Annotated in this window: 25 protein-coding genes; 2 read left to right on the top strand and 23 right to left on the bottom strand. The window is 70.5% G+C overall.

Annotated features, from left to right (window positions below; all coding sequences use genetic code 11):
• Positions 1 to 10: 10 nt before the first annotated feature.
• The 5 genes from ACFV0T_RS19475 to rpsB form a co-directional block, all read right to left on the bottom strand.
• On the bottom strand, positions 11 to 1,225 hold the full coding sequence (locus tag ACFV0T_RS19475) for a phosphatidate cytidylyltransferase (protein ID WP_385780307.1): 1,215 nt from the start codon (positions 1,223 to 1,225) through the stop codon (positions 11 to 13).
• Complete coding sequence (frr, locus tag ACFV0T_RS19480) at positions 1,225 to 1,782, bottom strand: ribosome recycling factor (RefSeq protein WP_366699543.1); 558 nt, start codon at positions 1,780 to 1,782, stop codon at positions 1,225 to 1,227. Before frr ends, ACFV0T_RS19475 begins: the two co-directional genes overlap by 1 nt.
• A gap of 184 nt (positions 1,783 to 1,966) precedes the next feature.
• The gene (pyrH, locus tag ACFV0T_RS19485) at positions 1,967 to 2,725 is read right to left on the bottom strand and encodes a UMP kinase (protein WP_385780309.1); all 759 of its coding nucleotides are present in this window, start codon (positions 2,723 to 2,725) and stop codon (positions 1,967 to 1,969) included.
• 204 nt (positions 2,726 to 2,929) lie between these two features.
• Positions 2,930 to 3,766 carry a translation elongation factor Ts gene (tsf, locus tag ACFV0T_RS19490; protein ID WP_385780311.1) on the bottom strand — a complete coding sequence of 279 codons (837 nt, stop codon included), beginning with the start codon at positions 3,764 to 3,766 and terminating at the stop codon, positions 2,930 to 2,932.
• 96 nt (positions 3,767 to 3,862) lie between these two features.
• Complete coding sequence (rpsB, locus tag ACFV0T_RS19495; RefSeq protein WP_385780314.1) at positions 3,863 to 4,795, bottom strand: 30S ribosomal protein S2; 933 nt, start codon at positions 4,793 to 4,795, stop codon at positions 3,863 to 3,865.
• A 280-nt stretch (positions 4,796 to 5,075) separates the two neighbouring features.
• On the opposite strand from rpsB, the gene ACFV0T_RS19500 reads away from it, so the two are divergent.
• Positions 5,076 to 5,681, top strand: a complete 606-nt coding sequence (locus ACFV0T_RS19500; RefSeq protein WP_385780316.1) for a peptidoglycan DD-metalloendopeptidase family protein — start codon at positions 5,076 to 5,078, stop codon at positions 5,679 to 5,681.
• Between the two features lie 309 nt (positions 5,682 to 5,990).
• On the opposite strand, the gene ACFV0T_RS19505 is transcribed toward ACFV0T_RS19500, so the two are convergent.
• From ACFV0T_RS19505 to proS, 18 genes are all read right to left on the bottom strand, one after another.
• Entirely contained in the window at positions 5,991 to 6,548 is a 558-nt protein-coding gene (locus ACFV0T_RS19505; protein ID WP_385780497.1) for a TetR/AcrR family transcriptional regulator, read from the bottom strand.
• Between the two features lie 94 nt (positions 6,549 to 6,642).
• On the bottom strand, positions 6,643 to 7,485 hold the full coding sequence (gene whiG, locus ACFV0T_RS19510) for an RNA polymerase sigma factor WhiG (RefSeq protein ID WP_385780319.1): 843 nt from the start codon (positions 7,483 to 7,485) through the stop codon (positions 6,643 to 6,645).
• A gap of 290 nt (positions 7,486 to 7,775) precedes the next feature.
• On the bottom strand, positions 7,776 to 8,936 hold the full coding sequence (gene dprA, locus ACFV0T_RS19515; RefSeq protein WP_385780323.1) for a DNA-processing protein DprA: 1,161 nt from the start codon (positions 8,934 to 8,936) through the stop codon (positions 7,776 to 7,778).
• Complete coding sequence (locus tag ACFV0T_RS19520) at positions 8,933 to 10,558, bottom strand: YifB family Mg chelatase-like AAA ATPase (RefSeq protein ID WP_385780326.1); 1,626 nt, start codon at positions 10,556 to 10,558, stop codon at positions 8,933 to 8,935. Before ACFV0T_RS19520 ends, dprA begins: the two co-directional genes overlap by 4 nt.
• Before the next feature lies 1 nt (position 10,559).
• Positions 10,560 to 10,961: a YraN family protein gene (locus tag ACFV0T_RS19525; RefSeq protein ID WP_385780329.1), complete on the bottom strand. Its 402-nt coding sequence runs from the start codon at positions 10,959 to 10,961 to the stop codon at positions 10,560 to 10,562.
• A gap of 144 nt (positions 10,962 to 11,105) precedes the next feature.
• Entirely contained in the window at positions 11,106 to 11,414 is a 309-nt protein-coding gene (locus ACFV0T_RS19530) for a DUF2469 domain-containing protein (protein ID WP_003965949.1), read from the bottom strand.
• 56 nt (positions 11,415 to 11,470) lie between these two features.
• Positions 11,471 to 11,947 carry an NUDIX hydrolase gene (locus tag ACFV0T_RS19535; protein WP_385780499.1) on the bottom strand — a complete coding sequence of 159 codons (477 nt, stop codon included), beginning with the start codon at positions 11,945 to 11,947 and terminating at the stop codon, positions 11,471 to 11,473.
• A 61-nt stretch (positions 11,948 to 12,008) separates the two neighbouring features.
• Positions 12,009 to 12,785: a signal peptidase I gene (gene lepB, locus ACFV0T_RS19540; RefSeq protein WP_385780332.1), complete on the bottom strand. Its 777-nt coding sequence runs from the start codon at positions 12,783 to 12,785 to the stop codon at positions 12,009 to 12,011.
• 260 nt (positions 12,786 to 13,045) lie between these two features.
• On the bottom strand, positions 13,046 to 14,035 hold the full coding sequence (lepB, locus tag ACFV0T_RS19545; RefSeq protein ID WP_385780335.1) for a signal peptidase I: 990 nt from the start codon (positions 14,033 to 14,035) through the stop codon (positions 13,046 to 13,048).
• Positions 13,923 to 15,017: a signal peptidase I gene (gene lepB, locus ACFV0T_RS19550; protein ID WP_385780336.1), complete on the bottom strand. Its 1,095-nt coding sequence runs from the start codon at positions 15,015 to 15,017 to the stop codon at positions 13,923 to 13,925. The genes lepB (ACFV0T_RS19545) and lepB (ACFV0T_RS19550) overlap by 113 nt, the downstream gene beginning before the upstream one ends.
• On the bottom strand, positions 15,010 to 15,726 hold the full coding sequence (gene lepB / locus ACFV0T_RS19555) for a signal peptidase I (protein WP_385780339.1): 717 nt from the start codon (positions 15,724 to 15,726) through the stop codon (positions 15,010 to 15,012). The genes lepB (ACFV0T_RS19550) and lepB (ACFV0T_RS19555) overlap by 8 nt, the downstream gene beginning before the upstream one ends.
• Before the next feature lie 81 nt (positions 15,727 to 15,807).
• Positions 15,808 to 16,158: a 50S ribosomal protein L19 gene (rplS, locus tag ACFV0T_RS19560; RefSeq protein ID WP_385780342.1), complete on the bottom strand. Its 351-nt coding sequence runs from the start codon at positions 16,156 to 16,158 to the stop codon at positions 15,808 to 15,810.
• 134 nt (positions 16,159 to 16,292) lie between these two features.
• A complete protein-coding gene (trmD, locus tag ACFV0T_RS19565) occupies positions 16,293 to 17,126 on the bottom strand; it encodes a tRNA (guanosine(37)-N1)-methyltransferase TrmD (protein ID WP_385780345.1) in 834 nt (277 codons plus the stop codon).
• Positions 17,123 to 17,668, bottom strand: a complete 546-nt coding sequence (gene rimM, locus ACFV0T_RS19570) for a ribosome maturation factor RimM (protein WP_385780348.1) — start codon at positions 17,666 to 17,668, stop codon at positions 17,123 to 17,125. The genes trmD and rimM overlap by 4 nt, the downstream gene beginning before the upstream one ends.
• 112 nt (positions 17,669 to 17,780) lie before the next feature.
• Entirely contained in the window at positions 17,781 to 18,020 is a 240-nt protein-coding gene (locus ACFV0T_RS19575; RefSeq protein ID WP_033321114.1) for an RNA-binding protein, read from the bottom strand.
• A gap of 2 nt (positions 18,021 to 18,022) precedes the next feature.
• Positions 18,023 to 18,451 carry a 30S ribosomal protein S16 gene (gene rpsP, locus ACFV0T_RS19580; protein WP_385780350.1) on the bottom strand — a complete coding sequence of 143 codons (429 nt, stop codon included), beginning with the start codon at positions 18,449 to 18,451 and terminating at the stop codon, positions 18,023 to 18,025.
• Between the two features lie 279 nt (positions 18,452 to 18,730).
• Positions 18,731 to 19,330: a hypothetical protein gene (locus ACFV0T_RS19585; protein ID WP_385780353.1), complete on the bottom strand. Its 600-nt coding sequence runs from the start codon at positions 19,328 to 19,330 to the stop codon at positions 18,731 to 18,733.
• 259 nt (positions 19,331 to 19,589) lie between these two features.
• Positions 19,590 to 21,005, bottom strand: coding sequence for a proline--tRNA ligase (proS, locus tag ACFV0T_RS19590; RefSeq protein ID WP_385780356.1), 1,416 nt, complete (start codon positions 21,003 to 21,005; stop codon positions 19,590 to 19,592).
• A 198-nt stretch (positions 21,006 to 21,203) separates the two neighbouring features.
• Here proS and ACFV0T_RS19595 point away from each other — a divergent pair, with 198 nt between their 5' ends.
• Positions 21,204 to 22,061, top strand: a complete 858-nt coding sequence (locus tag ACFV0T_RS19595; protein ID WP_385780359.1) for a methyltransferase domain-containing protein — start codon at positions 21,204 to 21,206, stop codon at positions 22,059 to 22,061.
• Positions 22,062 to 22,196 lie beyond the last annotated feature (135 nt).

Genomic DNA, 22,196 nt, shown 5'->3' on the forward strand with positions numbered 1-22,196 from the left:
GGAGCGGCCGTCAGCCGGACCCCACGAAGATGACCAGCAGCAGCCACACCACGGGAGCCGTCGGCAGCAGCGAGTCCAGCCGGTCCATGATGCCCCCGTGCCCGGGAAGCAGCGTGCCCATGTCCTTGATGCCCAGGTCCCGCTTGATCATGGACTCGCCGAGGTCGCCGAGCGTCGCGCTGGCGGCCACCGCGAGACCCAGCAGCAGGCCCTGCCACCACTCACCGTCGTCGATCAGGAACTGCATGCACAGCGCGCCCGCGACCATGGCGAACGACACCGCGCCCAGCAGCCCCTCACGGGTCTTGCCGGGACTGATGCGCGGGGCCAGCTTGTGCTTGCCGAAGCGCCAGCCGACGGCGTACGCGCCCGTGTCGCTGACCACGGTCAGCAGCAGGAACGTCATCACGCGCCAGGCACCGTCGTGCGCCGTCAGCATCATCGCGACGAACGTGGCCAGGAACGGCACGTAGAAGGCGGCGAAGACACCCGCCGTGACGTCCTTGAGGTAGCCCTCCGGCGGCTCCGTCATCCGCCAGACGAGCACGGCCAGCGCGGTGAGCGCCATGGCGACCCACGCGCCCTCCGCTCCGCTGACATAGCCGGCGACGACCATCGCCGCGCCACCGAGTGCCAGCGGCACCAGGGGCGCCTTGATGCCCTTGCGCTCGTGGAGCCGACTGGTCAGCTCCCACAGGCCGACGACCACGGCGACCGCCACCACGCCGACGAACACGGCCTTGACGACGAACAGGGACGCGATGATCACCGCGCCGAGTCCGGCGCCGACGCCTATGGCCGCGCCCAGGTCACGGCCCGCGCTCTTCTTCTGCGGTGCGGGCGCCGGCTGAGGGGCGTCGGGCATGGGCTCCGGATTCTGCGGCACCGCCGCATGGGGCTGCGCCGACGGGGTCTCGTCGCGGTACGGCTGATCTCGGTACGACTGGTCTCGGTACGACTCGTCGCGGAACGGCTCGTTCCGGTAAGACTCGTCGCGGAACGGCTCGTCCCCGAACAAGGGGCCGCCCGGCCGAGCGGCCCCCCGGTCGTCATCCTGGTCTCCGCCATGGGCGGGTGGGCCGGGCACGATGGGCATGGGGCGAGTGTGCTGCGCCTCAGGCGCATCGTACGCGGGACCCGCCGGGGCAGCCCCCTGGACAGGCCCCTGGTCGGACGGCCCCCAGTACCCGGCTTGTGGCGGCGCTCCCCAGGAAGAGTCGTTCATCAGACCTCGAGCAGCTCCGCTTCCTTGTGCTTCAGGAGCTCGTCCACCTGGGCGACGTACTTCGCGGTGGTGTCGTCGAGCTCCTTCTCCGCACGGCGGACCTCGTCCTCGCCGGACTCCTTGTCCTTGACGAGCTTGTCGAGCGCGTCCTTCGCCTTGCGGCGCACGGAGCGGATCGAGACCTTGGCGTCCTCGCCCTTGGTCCGCGCGACCTTGATGTACTCCTTGCGGCGCTCTTCCGTCAGCTCGGGGAAGGTCACCCGGATGATGTTTCCGTCGTTGCTCGGGTTGACGCCCAGGTCGGAGTCGCGGATCGCCTGCTCGATGTTGCGCAGCGCGCTCTTGTCGAACGGCGTCACCACGGCCATGCGCGGCTCCGGCACGGAGAACGAGGCCAGCTGGTTGATCGGCGTCAGCGCGCCGTAGTAGTCGGCCACGATCTTGTTGAACATCGCCGGGTGCGCACGGCCGGTGCGGATCGCGGCGAAGTCCTCCTTGGCGACCACGACGGCCTTCTCCATCTTCTCCTCGGCCTCGAGGAGGGTCTCTTCGATCACCACTTGCTCCTGCGTGTCTTGAGTAGGCCCGGCCACGGTTCCCTCGCGGGGCCGGTAGCCGGCTGCGTCGCGTCTTCTTCCTGCACGGTTCCCGACCGGCAGGACATTGTCCATCCCCCGACCAGGGTCCGTCCCGTCCGTCCCGCGGACAGGTTTCGTCCCCGGGGACGAGGTGGTGCTCCGGTCAGTTCCGGCTGTCCTGGTCACCCACAAGCGTGCCGATCTTCTCACCCTTGACGGCGCGCGCGATATTGCCCTCCGCCAGAAGCTCGAAGACCAGGATCGGCAGCTTGTTGTCGCGGCACAGCGTGACGGCGGTGGCGTCGGCGACCTTCAGCTCGCGGGTGATGACCTCGCCGTAGCCGAGGGCGTCGAACTTGACCGCGTCCGGGTTGGTCTTCGGATCGGAGTCGTAGACCCCGTCCACGCCGTTCTTGCCCATCAGCAGCGCCTCGGCGTCGATCTCGAGGGCGCGCTGCGCGGCCGTGGTGTCGGTGGAGAAGTACGGCATGCCCATACCGGCACCGAAGATGACCACACGGCCCTTCTCCAGGTGCCGCACGGCACGCAGCGGGATGTACGGCTCGGCGACCTGGCCCATGGTGATGGCGGTCTGGACCCGGCTGTCGATGCCCTCCTTCTCCAGGAAGTCCTGGAGGGCGAGACAGTTCATCACCGTGCCGAGCATGCCCATGTAGTCGGAGCGCGCGCGGTCCATGCCACGCTGCTGGAGTTCGGCGCCGCGGAAGAAGTTGCCGCCGCCGATGACGACCGCGATCTGCGCCCCGTCGCGGACGACGGCGGCGATCTCACGGGCGATCTTGTGCACCACGTCGGGGTCCACACCCAGGCCCCCGCCACCGGCGAAAGCCTCTCCGGACAGCTTCAGCAGAAACCGGCCGCCTACTTTGCCTTCGTCGCTCGTCTGGGCCTTGGTGGTCATGGAGATCCCGCCTCTTTCACGTGGTGCACATACGAAGAAGGCCACTGCCGGTGGGGTGTCGTTCGCAACCCGTGCGCGGCAATGGCCTCCTCGTCAGATCTGCTGTCGTCCGTCACGCGCGTGCGTGACGACGCCGTACGCGGACGACTGCTGTCGACCCTAGCGAAGTTCCGCCAGGAGTCGCGCGCCGATCGCGGTACGGACTCAGATGCCGACCTTGATGCGCGTGAAGCGCTTCAGGGCGACACCCGCCTCGTCCAGAACCTTCTGGACCGACTTCTTGTTGTCGAGCGCGTACGGCTGGCCGAGCAGCGTGGCGTCCTTGAAGAAGCCGTTGAGCCGACCATCGACGATCTTGGCGATCGCGGCCTCGGGCTTGCCCTCGGCGCGGGTGGTCTCCTCGGCGATGCGACGCTCGGACTCGACGACCTCGGCCGGGACGTCCTCCTGGGAGAGGTACTTCGGCGCGAAGGCGGCGATGTGCTGGGCGACACCGCGGGCGACCTCGGCGTTCGGCTTGTCCAGCTCGACGAGGACACCGATCTGCGGGGGCAGGTCGGGCATCGTGCGGTGCATGTACGCCGCCACGTAGCCGTCGGCGAACTGCGCGAAGCGGTCCAGGACGATCTTCTCGCCCAGGTTGGCGTTGGCCTCGTCCACGAACGCCTGGACGGTCTTGCCGGCCTCGATCTCGGACGCGAGCAGCGCGTCGATGTCGGCCGGGGAGGTCTTGGCGACGTGCTCGGCGATGGCGGCGGCCACGGCCTGGAACTTCTCGCCCTTGGCGACGAAGTCCGTCTCGCACTTCAGCTCGACGAGGACGCCGGAGGAGTTGTCGTCGGCGATGATCGAGACCACGGCGCCGTTCTCGGCGGAGCGGCCCTCGCGCTTGGCGACGCCCTTCTGGCCCTTGATACGGAGCGCCTCGACGGCCTTGTCGACGTTGCCCTCGGCCTCGTCCAGCGCCTTCTTGCAGTCCATCATGCCGGCGCCGGTGAGCTCACGGAGCTTCTTGACGTCGGCGGCGGTGTAGTTCGCCATGATTCCTGGAATCTCTCTCGAAGTCTGAAGATCTACGGGCCGAACGGCGGGGGCTTTGTGCCCCCGCCGTCCAGTAAACCCGAAGGGGTGAGGGGGTCAGGCCTGCTCGGCGTCCGCGGCGGGGGCCTCGGCGGCCGGCGCCTCTGCAGCGGGCGCCTCGGCGGCCTCGACCTCGACGGCCGCAACCTCGGCCTGCTCGGCGTCGGCGACCTTCTCCGTCTCGGCGGAGGTCTGGACCTCGGCCTCGTCGGTCTTCTTCTCGCCCTCGAGCAGGTCGCGCTCCCAGGCGGCGAGCGGCTCGCCGGCGGCCTTGTCACCCTTGCCCTCGGTGGCGACACCGGAGCGGGAGATCAGACCCTCGGCGACCGCGTCCGCGATCACACGGGTGAGCAGGGTGACGGAGCGGATCGCGTCGTCGTTGCCCGGGATCTTGTAGTCGACCTCGTCGGGGTCACAGTTCGTGTCGAGGATGGCGACGACCGGGATGTTGAGCTTCCGGGCCTCGCCGACCGCGATGTGCTCCTTCTTGGTGTCCACGATCCAGACGGCGCTGGGAACCTTGGACATCTCGCGGATACCACCGAGGGTCTTCTCCAGCTTGGCCTTCTCGCGCGAGAGCACGAGAAGCTCCTTCTTGGTCAGACCGGACGCGGCGACGTCCTCGAAGTCGATCTGCTCGAGCTCCTTGAGGCGCTGCAGACGCTTGTAGACGGTGGAGAAGTTGGTGAGCATGCCGCCCAGCCAGCGCTGGTTGACGAAGGGCATGCCGACGCGGGTGGCCTGCTCGGCGATGGCCTCCTGCGCCTGCTTCTTCGTGCCGACGAACATGACCGTGCCGCCGTGGGCGACGGTCTCCTTGACGAACTCGTAGGCGCGGTCGATGTACGACAGCGACTGGAGCAGGTCGATGATGTAGATGCCGTTGCGCTCCGTGAAGATGAAGCGCTTCATCTTCGGGTTCCAACGACGGGTCTGGTGACCGAAGTGGACGCCGCTTTCCAGCAGCTCCCGCATCGTGACGACGGCCATGGCCGTTCTCCTTGAGTTTCTCGGTTGCCGCGGATACCGGACGGCATCCGCGCCTGACGCCCGCGGTGCGCCGTGCCACAAAGGACCGAGGGGCGCTGACAGGGGACCGTCGCCGGTCGCCATATCGGGGCGTGCGAAGTCGACCCGGTGACCCGGATCGCCAGAAGAAGTGTACGGGACCGGCGGGGCCGTGGGTGACGCCGCTGTCCACAACCGGCGAGTAGTCCACAGATGCCGGTCATGTCCGGTCGGCCTGCGGGACGGTTCTCGCATGTCCCCGATGCGTACGAGGCGATGGGCGCTGCTGCCGCCCCTCCTGACGGCCCTGACCGTGACCGCCCTGACCCTGACCCTGACCGCCCTGCCCCTGACCGCTCTGTCCCCGACGGCCCACGCCGGCGACCCGCTCCCGCCGGCGGACCCCGTGCCGACCGTCGCCCGCGCCTGGCCGGTGGGCTCGCGCCCCATGGTCCTGCGCGGCTGGGAGCCCCCGGCGACGGTCTACGGCCCCGGTCACCGCGGTGTCGACCTGGCGGCCTCGCCGGGAACACCGGTACGGGCTGTGGCGTCCGGCCGCGTGTCCTTCGCGGGCCGGGTGGCCGGCCGGGGGGTCGTCTCGGTGGAACTGACGGGGACGGGCGATCCACCCCTACGGACGACGTACGAGCCGGTACGTCCGTCCGTCCACCAGGGCGACGCGCTGGAACCGGGGGACCCGGTCGGCACGGTGGAGCCGACGGGCGGTCACTGCCCGGCCCCGTGTGTGCACTGGGGCCTGGTGCGAGCAACGACCTACCTCAACCCGCTGACCCTGCTCCCACCCCGACTGCTCCACCCCGCCCCGTCAAGACTGCTCCCGGTACTGGGCGTCCCGGTACCCCGATGACCTGCGCCGTCCGGCGCGCGCTGCCCCGCCTGCGCTGTCCCCCGCGCACCCGTCCCGCTTGCGTTGCCCTGCCCGCGCCGCCCTGCTCACGCAGACCCGCCCACGAAAGCCCGCCCACGCCGACCCGCCCACGAAAGCCCGCCCACGCCGACCCGTCCACGCCGACCTGCGGGCATTCGTGCCGTCCTGGGCGGCACCGGTAGGCGCGGGCGGCACCCGCGAACGCCGGACCGCGCGACCCACGACACGCCCCACAGCACGCCGCGCCGGCCCCGGCACAGTGCACCGGAACGCACCGCACCGCCGGTCTCAGCCGTGAACTCCTCGCAGCGCCATCCCCACCGCCGCATCGGTGATCGCCGACGGATCCTCGGCCGCACCGAGCTCGATCCGCCGCACGGCAGCGTCGACGACCCCCTGAAGCAGCATCGCCGCCAGCCGTGGCTCCGCGTGCCCCAGCTCCCGCAACGCCTCGACGATCATCGCCACGAGCCCGCCGTGCGCGGCCCGGATCTTCTCCCGGGCCCCCGCGTCGAGCTCGCTCGCGGAGATCGCCACCACGGCGCGGTGCCGCCGGTCGCCGACCAGCGCGAGCTGCTGCCGCACATACGCCTCGACCTTGGCGTCCGGGCCGTCGGCCGCCGCCATCGCAGCCGCCACCTCCGCCGCCCAGACCGGGAAGTCGACCTGGCACAGCTCCTCGACCACGGCCGCCCGCGACCGGAAGTACTCGTACACGGAAGAACGCGCGAGTCCCGTCCGTTCGGCGAGGGCCGGGAAGGTCAGCGCCTCCGTCCCGCCCTCGGACAACAGGGACCGTGCCGCGTCCAGCAGGGCGGCTCGCTGCATCGACCGGTGCTCGGCCACAGAGGCCGCTCGAATCCTTGGCACGTCAACCACTCTACGGACGTGCCACGCCCGACGGGAGTGTCTCCCGCCGACGCGCCCACGTTCGGCCAGGTCAACGGCCGAAGCTCGCCAGTTTCGCGCGCAGCTGGAGCACCGACTTGGTGTGGATCTGACTGACCCGGCTCTCGGTCACGCCGAGCACGTTCCCGATCTCGGCGAGTGTGAGGCCCTCGTAGTAGTACAGCGTGACGACGGTCTTCTCGCGGTCGGGCAGCGTGTTGATGGCCCGCGCCAGGAACCGCCGCAGCTCCCGGTCCTCGGCCACCTCCACGGGATTGTCGGCTGCGGTGTCCTCCAGCGTGTCCATGAGACTCAGCCGGTCGCCGCCCTCGCCGCCGACGTGCAGCAGCTCCTCCAGCGCCACCACGTTCGCCAGCGACAACTGACTGAACACCGCGTGGAGATCGTCCACCGCGATCCCCAGCTCGGCGGCCACCTCGACCTCCGTCGGCGTCCGGCGCAGCCGGGCCTCCAGCGTCGCGTAGGCCCGCTCCACGTTCCGCGCCTTCTGCCGCACCGAGCGCGGGATCCAGTCCAGCGCCCGCAGCTCGTCGATCATCGCGCCCCGGATCCGCGTGATCGCGTACGTCTCGAACTTGATCTCCCGGTCGACGTCGAACTTCTCGATCGCGTCGATCAGCCCGAACACCCCCGACGACACGAAGTCCGCCTGCTCGACGTTGGGCGGCAGCCCGACGCTCACCCGCCCCGCCACGTACTTGACCAGCGGCGAGTAGTGCAGGATCAGCTGCTCCCGCAGCCGTTCGTCCCCCGTCGCCTTGTAGGACCGCCACAGCTCGTCGAGGGTCGAGGGAGCGGGCGGCCGCACGCTGCCACCGTCGCGGGCGGCTGGGGGGATCGCCGCCCGGTCGGACCCGGAGGTGTGCTGGGGCATTCGTCGCCTTGTGCCGTTCTGCCGTGAAGTACGGGACGTACGTGAGCCAGGAGTGACTGGGTGAGCTGTCGGGATCGGTGCCGAGTAGGTGGGCTGTGTCTGGATCCTTGTGAGCGTAGCGTGACTGGAGCGTCGCGGTGCGCGAAGGGCGAGTGCGACGCCGCACGCAGAAACGTTCCACTGAATGCTCCGCCGAAGCGCGCCGGTCGCCCTGCGTGACCACCGGAAAGCGTCAACTGCGTGGATTCCCAAGGGCTTCGGGGATCCCCCGGACGGCCGAACACGCTCGGTCAGCACGGGCCACGACCACCCCGGACGGAGATCATCGACTCGCGTGTCAACTTCCAGCCGTCGCCGTGTCGTTCGACGTAACCAAGTGCTCGTAGTTCGTACAGTCTCGCGATCGCGTCGTCCTCGGTCGTCTGTGCGCCGCGCGCGACCTCGTCCGCGGCCGCGGCCCGGCGGGCCGGCAGCGCGGCCAGCACCCGCCGGGCGCCCGGTTCCAGCAGGTCGCGCGGGAGCACCGGCCCTCGCCGGTCCGGCGCCAGCTCTCCCATGTCACCGACCAGTTCGACGACCTCCGCGGCGTCCGTGACCAGGACGGCGTCACCACGCAGGAGCTCGTGCGTGCCCGCGGAGAGCCCGCTGGTGGCCGGTCCCGGCACCGCCATGGTGTGCCGGCCCAACCGCTGCGCCGCCCGTGCCGTGGCCAGCGAACCGCTTCGATACGCCGCCTCGACGACCACGGTCCCCCTGGTCAGCGCCGCGATCACCCGGTTCCGCAGGATGAACCGGCCAGGCGTCGGATGGTCACCCGGCGGCAGTTCCCCGATCACCAGCCCCTGCTCCGCGATCCTGGTGATCAACTGGGTGTGTCCGCGCGGGTAGGGCCGGTCGACACCGCAGGCCAGGACGGCGACGGTGGCCCCGCCGGCCCCGAGGGCGCCCCGGTGGGCGGCACCGTCGATGCCGTAGGCGCCGCCGGAGACCACCACCCAGCCGCGCTCGGCGAGTCCGGCGGCGAGCACGGCCGCCATGTGGGCGCCGTACTCGGTGCAGGCCCGTGCCCCCACCACGGCGACCGAGCGCAGCGCCCACACCCGCAGGCTGGGCCGTCCCCGCACCCACAGCCCCAGGGGGCGGGCGTCGTCGAGGTCGTCGAGCTGTCCCGGCCACTCGGCCGCACCGGGCCCCACGAACCGCACACCGGCCGCCCGGGCGACGGCCAGGTCCCGTGCGGGCTCGGCCCGCGCGGCCCGCTCCCGCAGTCCGGCCCACCGCCGCTCGCTCGCCCCGGGCAGCACGGCCCCGCCGTCCCGCAGCCGCCGTGCCACCTCCCGCACGCCGAACCGCCGCACCCACCGCCCGCCGGCCTCGTCGCCTGGCTCGATGACCCGGGTGAGCAGGACACGAGCGAGCAGGTCGTCGTCCTGCGCCTCGCCGCCGCTCACGTCAGGGCCCCGATGGCCATCGGCACGCCGCGTGGCACACCGGTGCGCAGCTGAAGGGCGAGCGCGACATCCGTCGCGTCGGGCCGGTCGTGACCGACCAGGTCCGCGACGGTCCAGGCGACGCGCAGGACGCGATCGAGTCCGCGGGCCGTGAGCACACCGCGCTCCAGGTTCCGTTCGGCCTCGTCCATCGCGCCGCCCAGGGCGTGCCAGCGGTCGCGCAGGTCCCGTCCCGGCACCTCGCTGTTGGTCCGCCAGGGGGTGCCCGCGAGCCGCGCCGCCGCCCGCTCGCGGGCCGCCCGCACCCGCTCGGCGACCGTCGCCGTGGACTCGCCCGCCGCGCCCCGCCGTGCCAGTTCGGCCCGGCCGACCGGCTCGACCTCGACCCGGAGATCGACCCGGTCGAGCAGCGGGCCGGAGAGCCTGGCCTGGTAGCGCCGGATGGCCGACGGCGGACACTCGCACGACGTGTCCCGCTGGGAGAAGCGCCCGCAGGGACACGGATTGGCCGCGAGCACCATCAGGAATCGCGCCGGGAACCGCACCACACCCGCGCTGCGGGCGATGACGACGTGCCCCGCCTCCAGGGGCTGGCGCAGGGCGTCCAGGGCCCGGCCGCTGAATTCGGGACATTCATCGAGAAAAAGCACGCCTCGATGGGCGAGCGAGACCGCGCCGGGACGTGCGATGCCGGGGCCGCCGCCGACGAGCGCCTGCATGGTGGCCGAGTGGTGCGGGGCGCAGTAGGGCGCGACGTCGATCAGGGGCTTGCCCGGTGGCAGCAGCCCGGCCACCGAGTGGACCGCCGTGACCTCCAGCGACTCCTCCCGCAGCAACCGGGGCAGGACGGCCGGCAGCCGCTCGGCCAGCATGGTCTTGCCGGCGCCGGGCGGGCCCTCCAGGAACAGGTGGTGCCCGCCCGCGGCGGCCACCTCCACCGCGGTGCGGGCGGAGATCTGGCCCACGACGTCCGCGAGGTCGTGTCCCTGGTCGTGCTCGGCGGCGCCGAGGCTGTTCATGCCCGTGGCCGCGCCCGTCCCGGGCAGCCGCAGTCCGGCCAGGAGCGGGTCGGGGCGCCCCGGCTCGTCGGGTTCCTCGTCGAAGACCGGTTCGTCGGCCAGTACGGCGATGAGCTGACGCAGACTGCGGACGCCGAGCACCGACACTCCGGGCACGAGCGAGGCCTCGGCGGCGGCGCACTCCGGCACGACGACCTGCTCGTATCCCGCGTCGGCCGCGGCCAGCACGGCCGGCAGGATGCCCCGTACCGGCCGCACCCGTCCGTCGAGGCCCAGCTCGCCGATCATCACGATGTCGGCGAGCACACGGGGATCGATGCGCTCGGCGGCGCCGAGCACCGCGCAGGCGACGGCGAGATCGAACCCGGAGCCGCCCTTCGGCACGGACGCCGGGCTCAGCCCGACCGTGAGCTTCTTCTGCGGCCATGCGCCGCCGGAGTTCACCACCGCCGCCCGCACCCGGTCACGGCTCTCCGTCAGGCTCTTGTCCGGCAGCCCGACCAGTGCGAAGGCCGCGACGCCCGGTTCGAGGTCGGCCTGCACCTCCACCACCACGCCTTCGACGCCCACCAGCGCCACCGAGCACGTACGCGCGAAGCCCATCTCAGGCCACCCCCCGCACAAGCTCGACGGAGGGCGCGCCGCGGCGCGGCAGCAGCACGGCGACCAGGTCGATGCGGACCCCGCCGGGCGGTGCTCCCCCGCGCTCCTGCGTCCACCGTTGCGCCAGGCCGCGCAGGCGTTCCGCCTTGGCCGGCGTGATCGCCGCCAGGGGGTGCTGGAAGGGACCCGCCCTGCGGGTCTTCACCTCGCAGACGACCAGGACCTCACCCTCGCGGGCGACGATGTCGATCTCCCCGGTCCTGCCGCAACGCCAGTTGCGCTCCAGGACCGTCATTCCGGCCTCGGCCAGCCGCCGGGCGGCCAGTCCCTCGCCGTATTTGCCGAGTGCGCTGCGTGCCTGCTGCGTCTTCATGTCGGCACCACCTCCGGCGCCAACCGTCACGCATCCGACCCAGCGAAGTGGATCTTGGTTGATTACTCGGCGGTTGTGGATATCGCCGTCACCCCGACGAGGGATCTCGGGGCGACGGCGGCAGACAGCGGCAGACAGCGGCAGACAGCGAGGGAGAGTGACAGCCGGGGGCCGTCAGCCTCCCGGCAGTTCGAGGTCGCTCTTGTTGAGCTCCTCGATGTTCACGTCCTTGAACGTCAGGACGCGGACCTGCTTGACGAAGCGAGCCGGCCGGTACATGTCCCAGACCCAGGCGTCCGCCATGGACACCTCGAAGAACACCTCGCCCTGGACCGAGTGCACCTGCATCTCGTAGTCGTTGGTCAGGTAGAAACGTCGCTCAGTCTCGATCACGTATTTGAACAGACCGACGACATCGCGGTACTCCCGGTAGAGCTTCAGCTCCATCTCGGTCTCGTACTTCTCGAGGTCCTCGGCGCTCATGGCATGTTCCCCTTCAGCCGTGCGATCCCACCATTGTGCGCCAGTACCCGCAGCACCTAGACGATTTCCGTGTCAAGGATCTCGGGCCTGGCCGGGGGACCCTCGTCGAGCACCCTGCGCAGCAGCTCGGCGAGTCTGGTCGGATACACCGTCTCATGTGCCTGGCTCAGTTCCCGACACGTCCACCAGCGCGCTCCGGCGACACTGCGCCGCTCCAGTTCGGTGAGCCCAGTGGCGCGCGTCGCCGTCTGGGTCGTACGGGCCAGGAAATACCACTCGTCCTGGTCCCAGCGGCGGCCCGCGAACGGGAAGGAGCACCTGCGCCGCCACAGCACCGGGCCGAGTTCGACCTCGGTGATGCCCGTCTCCTCGGCGAGTTCCCGCAGAGCGGCCTGCTCACGGGTCTCGTCGCCCTCCAGGCCGCCGCCAGGTGTGAACCACCAGTCGTCGGCCGGGTCGTCCGGTTCATGACCGTGCAGCAGCAGGACGCGGTCCTCGGGGTCGAGCAGTACGACCCGGGCGACCTTGCGCAGTCCTCCCTGGCAGGAGTCCGCGTCCCCGTGCGCCGGCGCGTCGCCGTTCGTGTCCGCGGCCTCAGCGGACACCGGCGGACCCCGTCCGGGCGCGCCGGCGGCCGCCCAGCGTGTTGGCCACGGGGCCGTAGGCGCCACCGACGAGTACCAGCGCGCCACCGGCGACGATCATGATGCCGATCGTGTGCAGCGGCCCCGGCTCGGAGAGAGCACCGAGCGCCTCGAAGCCCGTGGGGCGCTGCAGCATGCCCTTCATGGGCCAGATGACGGCGTCGACCCGGGCGGTCACGGCGCCGCTGGAGACGGTGCCCCGGGCGGCGTCCGTGAGATGGGCGGTGGAGTCCAAAGAGCCCAGGCGCTCGTCACCGAGCAGGAAGAGGCGCCCCTTGGGGACCGTCACGGTCGGGAAGTCCTTGATCTCGGCGAGGCTGCCCTCGGGCAGGTACGGTTCCTCGATCTGCTTGCCGTTGACCGTGAGCTTGCCCTTGGTGCAGCAGGCGACGGTGTCCCCGCCGACCGCGACCACCCGCTTGACCACGGGCGCGTTCTCGACCCAGGTGCTGTCGCGGAAGACGACGACGTCACCCCGGCGCACCTCGCCACCGTCGACGCTCTGCGCGAGCACCCGGTCGCCGGCGTCGATGGTCGGGGTCATCGAACTCGTCGGCACGGTGTACGGCCGGTAGATCACCGCCGCCCACGCGAATCCCGCCAGGAACAGCACGAGGCCCAGCGCGACGGCCAGGCCGGACAGACGTTGTCCGGTCCGGCTGCCCACCGGGCCTTTGCTGGTGCCACCGCTGCGCGGGGCCGTACGCGTAGTGCTCTCGCCACCCATGGACCCGCACCCTACCCGGCGGTACCGAACGGGGGCAGCCCTTCTCCCTCGTCAGGACGTCCGAGGTCGCAAGCTCCACGGCGGCTTCACGAAGCGGACGGAACACGAAGGGTTCCGCCCGCTCTCAACCGTCCCCGGCCGTCGTCCGGTTGGTCCCCGACCGTCGTCGGGCGATTCTCAGCCGTCCTGGGCCGGTAGTCAGCCGCCCTCGGTCGGCCCTCAGCCGTACTCGTCCGGTCCCGACCGTCGTCGGACCGTCCTCAGCGGGTCTCGGACGCGGCCTTCACGGCCTGCCTGCGCCGCCACACCGCGAACGGCACCACGCCGACGAGGGCGATGCCCTGCGGCGCCACCGGCAGGGCGCCGGCAGCCGACGACTGGTCGCCGAGGCCAGGCTGGTCGAAGGTGTCCGGGACCGGCAGCGTGCCCCAGCGGTTGATCGGCCAGGCCTTGACGATGGCGCGGCCGACGACCTTGTCCACCGGGACCATGCCGTGGTTCTTGTCGCTCTGGTTGTACCGCGAGTCGCGTGAGTTCTGCCGGTGGTCGCCCATGACCCAGATGTAGCCCTCGGGGACCTTCACCTTGAACTGGCCGCCCTGGTCGTCGACCGTGCACGGCGTGTTGCCGGGGTACACGTACGACCCTTCGTCGAGCGCCTTGCCGTTGACCTTCAGCGGGCCCGTGCCGTTGCACTCGACCGTGTCGCCGCCGACGCCGACGACCCGCTTGATGAGGTCCTTCTCCTCCGCGGACGGCATCAGGCCGATCCAGCTGAGGAAGGTCTGGATGATGTTCGGGTTGGGCGTGGGCTCGCCCGCCAGCCAGTCGTCGGGGTCGTGGAAGACGACGACCTCGCCGCGCTCGGGCTCTGAGCCGAACCAGGGCGTGAGCTTGTCGACCAGGACGCGGTCACCCTGCTGGAGGGTGTTCTGCATCGAGTCGGACGGGATCGAGAACGCCTGCACCAGGAACGTCTTGATCAGCAGCGCGAGCACCAGCGCGATGACGATCAGGATCGGCAGCTCCTTCCAGAAGGAGCGCTGCTTGCGCGGCTGGGGCGCGGAGCCCCCCGATCCCTGGCCCTCGGTCCGGCCCTGCGGGTCCGACGTCGTGCCGTTCCCCGTCGCCCCGGAGTCACTCCCGGAGGTCACGGCGCTGTCCGCGGCCGGGACATCGGCTTCCACGGGGCGCCCGCGGTGCTCCTCGCCGTCGTGTCCCGACCGTGCGCCAACCGCCACATCCCCCACGCCAACTCCTTACTCTGTGCCGCCGCCTGCTGCGTACGCGTTGCAGGCCCACCACTCCCATAACGAGCGGGAGTTCCGCAGGGGTCGGGAGTTGGATCGTTCCGTTCGGATCGTCGGGAGCAACCCTATGCGACAGTTGGGGAGCCGCGGTCGTCCCGGCCGCCGAGTCGGCCACGGAAGAGAATGTTTGCGGTTCCTTGAGACTGTTCCAGTGACCCAGTGGCCAGGCGATGACCATGGCGCGGCCCACCACCTCGTCCTCGGGGACCGTGCCGCCGTAGTCGGTGTTCTGGTGCGAGCGGGAGTCCGCGGAGTTGGCCCGGTGGTCGCCCATCACCCACAGCCGCCCCTGAGGGACGGTGATGTCGAACTCCGTGTTCGACGGGGCGTTGCCGGGATACAGGTAGTCGCTCTCGCTGAGGGGCACGCCGTTGACGGTCACCCGTCCCTGGGTGTCACAGCACTTGACGTGGTCCCCGCCGACGCCGACGACCCGCTTGATGAGGTCCTTCTCGTTGTCGGACGGGAGCAGGCCGATGAAGGTCAGTGCTTCCTTGACCTGCTTGACGACCACGGGGTCCTTCTTCTTCGTGGTGGTCTGCTCGTCCTGGAGCCAGCCGCCGGGGTCCTGGAAGACCACGACGTCCCCGCGCTGCGGCTTGGAGCCGAACCACGGGGTGAACTTGTCGACCAGTACACGGTCGCCGATGCGGATCGTCTGCTCCATGGACCCCGACGGGATCACGAACGCCTGGACGAGGAACGTCTTCAGGACCAGCGCTATCAGGACCGCGACGCCGACGAGGAGGGGTATCTCCTTGACCGCGCCACGCCTGCGACGCCGCTTGACCTTGCGCTGGAGCTTGCGCCGCTCGGCCCGGCTGCGACCGCCGGCCGGGCTGGCGGCACGCCGGACGCCGGTGGGCAGGAGGTTGTCGGCGGCGCCGCCCGGGACACCGCGCGGTCTGCCGCGGTTACCCATGCGCACCCTCCACCGCCGGCACGCGCGCGTAGGCGCCGGGGCGCTGGAGGCGGGTGAGGTGTCCGGCCGGCCAGACGATCCAGGCGGCCCGGCCGATCACGTCGTCCACGGGGATCATGCCGCCGCCGGGCGAGCCCAGGTGGTCGCGGGAGTCGCTGGAGATGCCGCGGTGATCACCCATGACGAACACGGTGCCCTCGGGCACCCGCACGTCGAAAGGCACCGTGGACGGGCTGTCACCGGGGTACAGGAACGTCGACTCGTCGACAGACCCGCCGTTCACCTGGATCCTCCCGTCCTTGTCGCAGCAGACCACATGGTCTCCCCCCACACCCACAACGCGTTTGATGTAGTCGGCGTGCCCGAAGTACCCGGTGCCGTCGAACACGACGACGTCACCGCGCTGCGGCCGGGCACCGAAACGGTACGCCAACTTATCTACGAGAACGCGGTCCCCGATCCTCAATCCGTTTTCCATGGATCCGCTCGGAATCTGGAACGGTTGCACCACGAAAGTGTTGAGAAGCAGCAGGAACAGCAGGCAGATCAACAGGCTCAGCGAGATCCGTCCACCCGGCAGCCACTCGCTGATCCACGACACCAACGCGAAACGCGACCGTCCCTCCGGCCCCTGTGTGTCCGGGATCTCCTCGGATCCGGAAGGGCGGGAGGAGCGGTCGCGCTCCGTCGGTCGTGCTTCGGTGTCCATCGGTGCCAGATGTTATCCGGCCCCGCTGCGACGCCTTCCTACTGCCTCGCTCGCCTACGGCTCACGAGCAGCGACGCGCGATCACTTGTCGCGCTTCTCCTTGATCTTCGCGGCCTTGCCGCGCAGGTCGCGCAGGTAGTAGAGCTTGGCGCGACGCACGTCACCGCGGGTGACGAGCTCGATCTTCTCGACGATCGGGGTGTGCACCGGGAAGGTGCGCTCGACGCCGACGGAGAACGAGACCTTGCGGACCGTGAAGGTCTCGCGGACACCGGCGCCCTGGCGGCGGATCACCACGCCCTTGAACTGCTGCACACGAGAGCGGTTGCCCTCGATGACACGGACGTGGACGTTGACGGTGTCACCCGGGCGGAAGGCCGGGAGGTCGCTGCGCAGCGACGCGGCGTCGACGATGTCGAGCAGGTGAGACATTTCGTCTGCTTTCTTCGGTGATGCCACAGGTCATCAACGGAAGTCGGATGGTCTGGATGAGAGTCGTACGCGTCGGGACGGGCGTCGTGTCCCCCTGTGGCAGGGGCGCACGCCGGACAGCGCACAACAGCGACCTATTCTTCCATGCCTTCGGGCCTGCGCCAAAATCGGCCGTACGGCTCCCCCGCCGGATCCGGCGCCCAGCCGAGGATGGAGAGCATCTCGCGGTCCTTCTTGTCGAAGGCCGCGGGGTCGCAACGCTCGATCAGGTCGGGCCGGTTGGCCGTGGTGCGCCTGAGCGCCTCGTCGCGTCGCCAGCGGGCGATCTTCCCGTGGTGCCCGCTGAGCAGCACCTCCGGGATCCCGCGGCCACGCCACTCGGGCGGCTTGGTGTGGACGGGCCCTTCCAGGAGGTTGGCCATGGCGCCGGGCGCGAAGGAGTCGTCCCGGTGGGACTCGGCGTTGCCGAGCACCCCGGGCAGCAGCCGCGCCACGGCTTCCGTGATGACCAGGACGGCCGCCTCGCCGCCGGCCAGGACGTAGTCGCCGATGGACACCTCGTAGACCGGGATCCTGGTGGCGTACTCGTCGACGACCCGGCGGTCGATGCCCTCGTAGCGGGCCGGTGCGAAGATCAGCCAGGGTCGCTCGGAGAGCTCTACGGCGAGTTCCTGGGTGAAGGGACGGCCGCTGGGCGTGGGCACGATGAGCGCGGGCGCGTGGGCACCCGTCTCATAGCCGTCGGCGAGGGCGGCGTCGAGGGCGGCACCCCAGGGCTCGGTCTTCATGACCATGCCGGGGCCGCCGCCGTAGGGCGTGTCGTCGACCGTGTTGTGGCGGTCGTACGTCCAGGCGCGCAGATCGTGCACGTGCACGTTCAGCCGGCCACGCGCGCGTGCCTTGCCGACGAGCGAGACGTTCAGCGGATCGAGGTACTCGGGGAAGATCGTGACGACGTCGAGCCTCATGCGTCGTCGTCCCTGGAGGACACGATCTCGGCGCGGTCGTCGATCAGGCCGGGCGGCGGGTCGATGACCGCGCGCTGCTCCTCGAGGTCGATCTCGGTGACGATCTCCTCGACGAAGGGGATGAGGACCTCGCTGCCGTCGGGGCGCTCCACGATGAACAGGTCCTGCGAGGGCAGGTGCGAGATCTCGGTGATCCTGCCGACCTCGGTGCCGTCCACCGTCACCACGTCCAGGTCCATCAGCTGGTGGTCGTAGTACTCGTCCTCGTCCTCGGGGGACTCTTCGGGGTCGACGTCGGCGATCAGCAGGATGTTGCGGAGTGCCTCGGCGGCGTTCCGGTCGCGTACGCCCTCGAAGCGCAGCAGGAGGCGGCCACTGTGGACACGGCCCGTCTCGATGGTCAGCGGGCCGGCCGTGGCCGGATCGGTGGCCAGGACGGCGCCGGGCGCGAGCCGCAGTTCCGGCTCGTCGGTACGTACCTCGACGGTGACCTCGCCCTTGATGCCGTGGGCGCGGCCGATCCGTGCGACTACCAGCTGCACTGTGCTCGATCTCCTGTCATACGACTCTTGCGACCCCGATGGCGGCCGATACGACATCGGGCCGGGGACGGCCCAGTGGCCCTCCCCGGCCCGAGCCGGTGCTGCGAATGCGTCAGCGGACTTGGTCCACGTCGACGAGGTCGACGCGGACACCGCGGCCGCCGATGGCGCCCACGACGGTGCGCAGAGCGCGTGCGGTGCGGCCGTTGCGGCCGATCACCTTGCCGAGGTCGTCCGGGTGGACCCGGACCTCGAGCACCCGCCCGCGACGCAGGTCGCGCGAGGCGACCTGCACATCGTCAGGGTTGTCGACGATGCCCTTCACGAGGTGCTCGAGAGCCTCCTCGAGCATGCTCAGGCCTCAGTCGACTCAGACGAAGACGACTCAGCGGCAGCCTCGTCCTTCTTCTCAGCCTTCTTCTTCTGGGTGATGGCCTCACCCTTGCCCGCGTCGTCGCCACCGAGGGCGTCGAACGACGGGCGCGCGGCCTTCGGAGCGGCCACGAGCAGCGGAGCCGGGGCGGGCTCGCCCTTGAACTTCTGCCAGTCGCCGGTCTTCTTCAGGATGGCGAGCACGGGCTCGGTCGGCTGCGCGCCGACACCCAGCCAGTACGCCACGCGGTCGGCGTCCACCTCGATGACCGACGGGTGGTAGGTCGGGTGGTACTTGCCGATCTCCTCGATGGCCCGGCCGTCACGGCGGGTACGGGAGTCGGCGACGACGATGCGGTAGTGAGGCGCACGGATCTTGCCCAGACGCTTCAGCTTGATCTTGACTGCCACGGAAGTGGTGTCTCCTGGTCTTGACGTGGTTGGGCACGGCGAGATGGCCGCGTGGGGTTGCGGTACCCGAGTGCCCGACGGACGCGTCAGCCGGAGGAGAGAGGGGTCCTATGCGGCTGTCGAGTACAGCTAGCCATTGTGCCACACCCTGAGGGGCGCTTCCGCCCGTCAGGTGCGCCCGGGCACACCTGACGGGCACCCGGCGCCGGCGTCGCCGTACGTCGGGTGCACCCCGCCCCGCGCCGTCAGGGGCGCGGCTGCCACGAGCAGCCGCGCCCCTCAGCCCGCCGCGCCCACGATCTCCGGAATCCGGAACGGCTTCCCGCAGCCGCCGCACACGATCGGCGCCTGCGCCAGCACGGACGGGACGACCCGCACGTTGCGGCCGCAGTCGCAGACCGCCTTCACGCGCACCCCGCCGCCGGACGAGCCGTGGCGGGCGGCCGGGCCGCGGAAGGCCCGGGTGGTGTCGGCGGACGTGGCTGCCGTGTGCGCCTTCAGGGCGCGCTGGAGGCGCTCCATGGTCGGGCGGTACCGGCGCTTGGCCTCGGGGCTGAGCGTGACCAGCGAGAAGCCGCTGCTCGGATGCGGCTCCTCGGGGTGGTCGAGGCCCAGCTCCTCGGCGATCGCGAGGAATCTGCGGTTGTGGTAGCGGCCGGCTCGGGAGGTGTCGCGGACACCGCGCGCGGCGGCGATGCCGTGGACTGCTTCGTGGAGCAGTCGCTCGAAGGAGAGCTCGTGCCCGCACGCGGACGACGACTCCCCGATCAGGGACTCTGGCGCGGCAAGGTCGGGCAGCTCGGGGTGGTACCGCTGAATGTCGGCCCACGCCTCTGCCAGCTCTGCGGCGAGAACAGGTGGTGTCTGTGTCGTGCTCACGTAATGACAACGAGCCGGGGTGCCCCTGTGTTCCGATTCCGGGCCATCCCAAATAATTTGCACGTACCAGTCAGTTGCCGCTGATGCGTCCTGACGAGGGCGGGTGCGCTGATCTGCGGATAAGCCTCACAGCTCGTACCAAGCTGGTGCGTAGGCTGACGTACGCCCCGGCGCGTAGACGATGTCCACGCGCCGGAACCTCTGTGGTCCGCGGATGCGCAAGGGGCCTTTCGGCCGCTCTCGTGGCGAAGGTGCTACCTCAGTAAGCGCGCGCGACGATCGCGACGTTACCGGGTGCGTCGCCGTCGTCCGGCACCGACCCGTCCTCGGCGACCAGACAGCGTACGGTCACCGCGTGGTCGGCCAGCCTGGCCTCGCCTTCCTCGCCGAGGGTCGCCCACGGGATACGCGCCCAGCCGCCGCCGGCCGCGACCTCAACGGCCTCCTCGATCGTCGACACCTCGGAGGTACGCGACTCCCGGCGTTCGCGGGACTGACGCAGCAGGAGCGCCTGATCCTCTTCGAGGAGCGCGGGGAGCGCGTCGATCAAGGCGCCGATCTCCACCGGCTCCTTGCCGCCGGGGATGCGACGGGCCAGCATCGCGGTGCCGTTCTCCAGGTCACGCGGCCCGATCTCGATCCGCACGGGCACGCCCTTGAGCTCCCAGTCGACGGCGCGCCGGCCGAAGGGGACGTCCGTGCGGTCGTCGACCTGGACGCGGATCCCCGCCGTCCGCAACCGGTCGCCGAGCTCACGGACCTTGGCCAGAACCGCATCGTCGCCCTTGATCGCCAGCACGACGACCTGGATCTGCGCCAGCCGAGGCGGCACCCGCAGGCCGTTGTCGTCGCCGTGCATCATCACCAGGGCGCCGATCATGCGGGTGGTCGAGCCCCAGGAGGTCTGCCAGACCAGTTCCTGCCGGCCGTCCTTGGACAGGTACCTGGTGTTGAAGGCCTTGGCGAAGTTCTGGCCCAGTTCGTGACTGGTCGCCATCTGGAGGGCCTTGCCGTCGCCCATCATGCCTTCGAGGGTGAGGGTGTTGACGGCGCCCGCGAACCGCTCCTTGACGGTCTTGCGGCCGGGGACGACGTCCATGGCGAGGACGTTCACCATGAAGTCCTCGTAGACCTCGCGGTGGATGCGCGCGGCGAAGTCGCGCGCCTCCTCGTACGTCGCGTGCGCCGTGTGGCCCTCCTGCCACAGGAACTCGGACGTCCGCAGGAAGAGGCGGGGCCGCAGCTCCCAGCGCACCACGTTCGCCCACTGGTTGATCAGCAGGGGCAGGTCGCGGTAGCTCTGCACCCACTTCGAGAAGTAGTCGTTGATGATCATCTCGGAGGTGGGGCGGACGACCGCGGGCTCCTCCAGCTCCTTGCCGCCACCGTGCGTGACCACCGCGAGCTCCGGCGCGAAGCCCTCGACGTGGTCGGCCTCCTTGGTGAGGTACGACTGCGGGATCAGCAGCGGGAAGTACGCGTTCTGGGTGCCGGTCCCCTTGATGCGGGCGTCCATCTCGGCCTGCATCCGCTCCCACAGCCCGTACCCGTACGGTCGGATCACCATGGAGCCGCGCACCGGGCCGTTGTCGGCCAGTTCGGCCTTGGCGATCAAATCCTGGTACCAGCGCGGGAAGTCGTCCGCCCTGGGCGTGAGTACGGGTGCCTTTGCCATGGCGAGATGGTACGGGCCCGCGTTGCGGGGATGTGAATTCTCGCCACATGCCCCGTCAACCCGCAAACCGGACTCCGCAACCCCTGGACGGCACCGCGAGCCGGGAGTTTCCTGGCATACGGGGGGAGTGCAAGTGCACATCACGGGGTCACGGATTCAAGCACGGCGACAACTCTCGGCGGATTGGGGCGCTTTCCTATGACACCTACGCTCGTGCGGCAGCACCTGCCTCACTCGGGGCCGACGCCCCGGGTGGACCTGTGTGCACGCGCGCGTGACTGGTCCGAGATCCAGGAACGAATGCTGGTTCCGCTCTACGAGGCCGCCTACGCGCGGCTGGAAGTGGGCCCCGCCACGCGGCTGCTCGGCCTCGGCTGCGGTTCCGGGCTGGCCCTGTTGATGGCCGCCTCCAGAGGTGCCTCGGTCACCGGTGTCGAACCCTCCTCCCCCGAACGACTGGCCCTCGCCCGGCAACGGCTGCTGCCCCCGGCCTGGGACGCACGCGCGCGTACGGACGTCCGGCTCGTCGACGGCTCACCCGAGGACGCGGCCGGCGCGGAGACGCCCGCGTTCGACCTGGTGACCGCTTTCGAGCCGATCGGGTGCCTCGCGGGCGATTCGGAGGGGCTCGGTGAACTGCTCGCCGCGGCGACGCCGCTGGCCCGGCGAGGGGCCCCCGTGGTGCTGGCCGGCTGGGGTCCGCCGGAGCGCTGCGCCACGTCGTCCGTGCTGCGGGTGGCCACCAGGCTGGCGGATCCGCTGCGCAGCACGGCCAGTTGGCGCCCGGCCCGCCGTGACGACCTGGAGGAGGTCGCCCAGCGCGCCGGCCTCAAACCGGACGGCTCCGGGCGGGTGGCGTGCCCCTTCGGGTACGCCGACATGGACAGCGCGGTGCGCGGACTGCTGTCGACGGGGCTGTTCGACGCGGCCGTCACCGCCACCGACCAGGCGCAGGTCGACAAGGAGTTGACGGAGGCGCTGCATCCGTTCCGGCGTCCGGACGGGACGGTCTGGATGTCGAACGTCTTCCGGTACCTGATAGCCCGCACGCAGTAGTACGAAGGGCTCGGCCGGACCGCTGCAGGGGCTCCGGCCGGACGAGTGCGGAGCTGGGGCCGAAGCAGTACCGCGGCTCAGGCCGGACGAGTGCGGACGACCTGGCCGCACGAGTAAAGCGGCTCGTCCCGGACG

This window comes from Streptomyces sp. NPDC059582, assembly GCF_042735715.1.
Classification (GTDB): domain Bacteria; phylum Actinomycetota; class Actinomycetes; order Streptomycetales; family Streptomycetaceae; genus Streptomyces.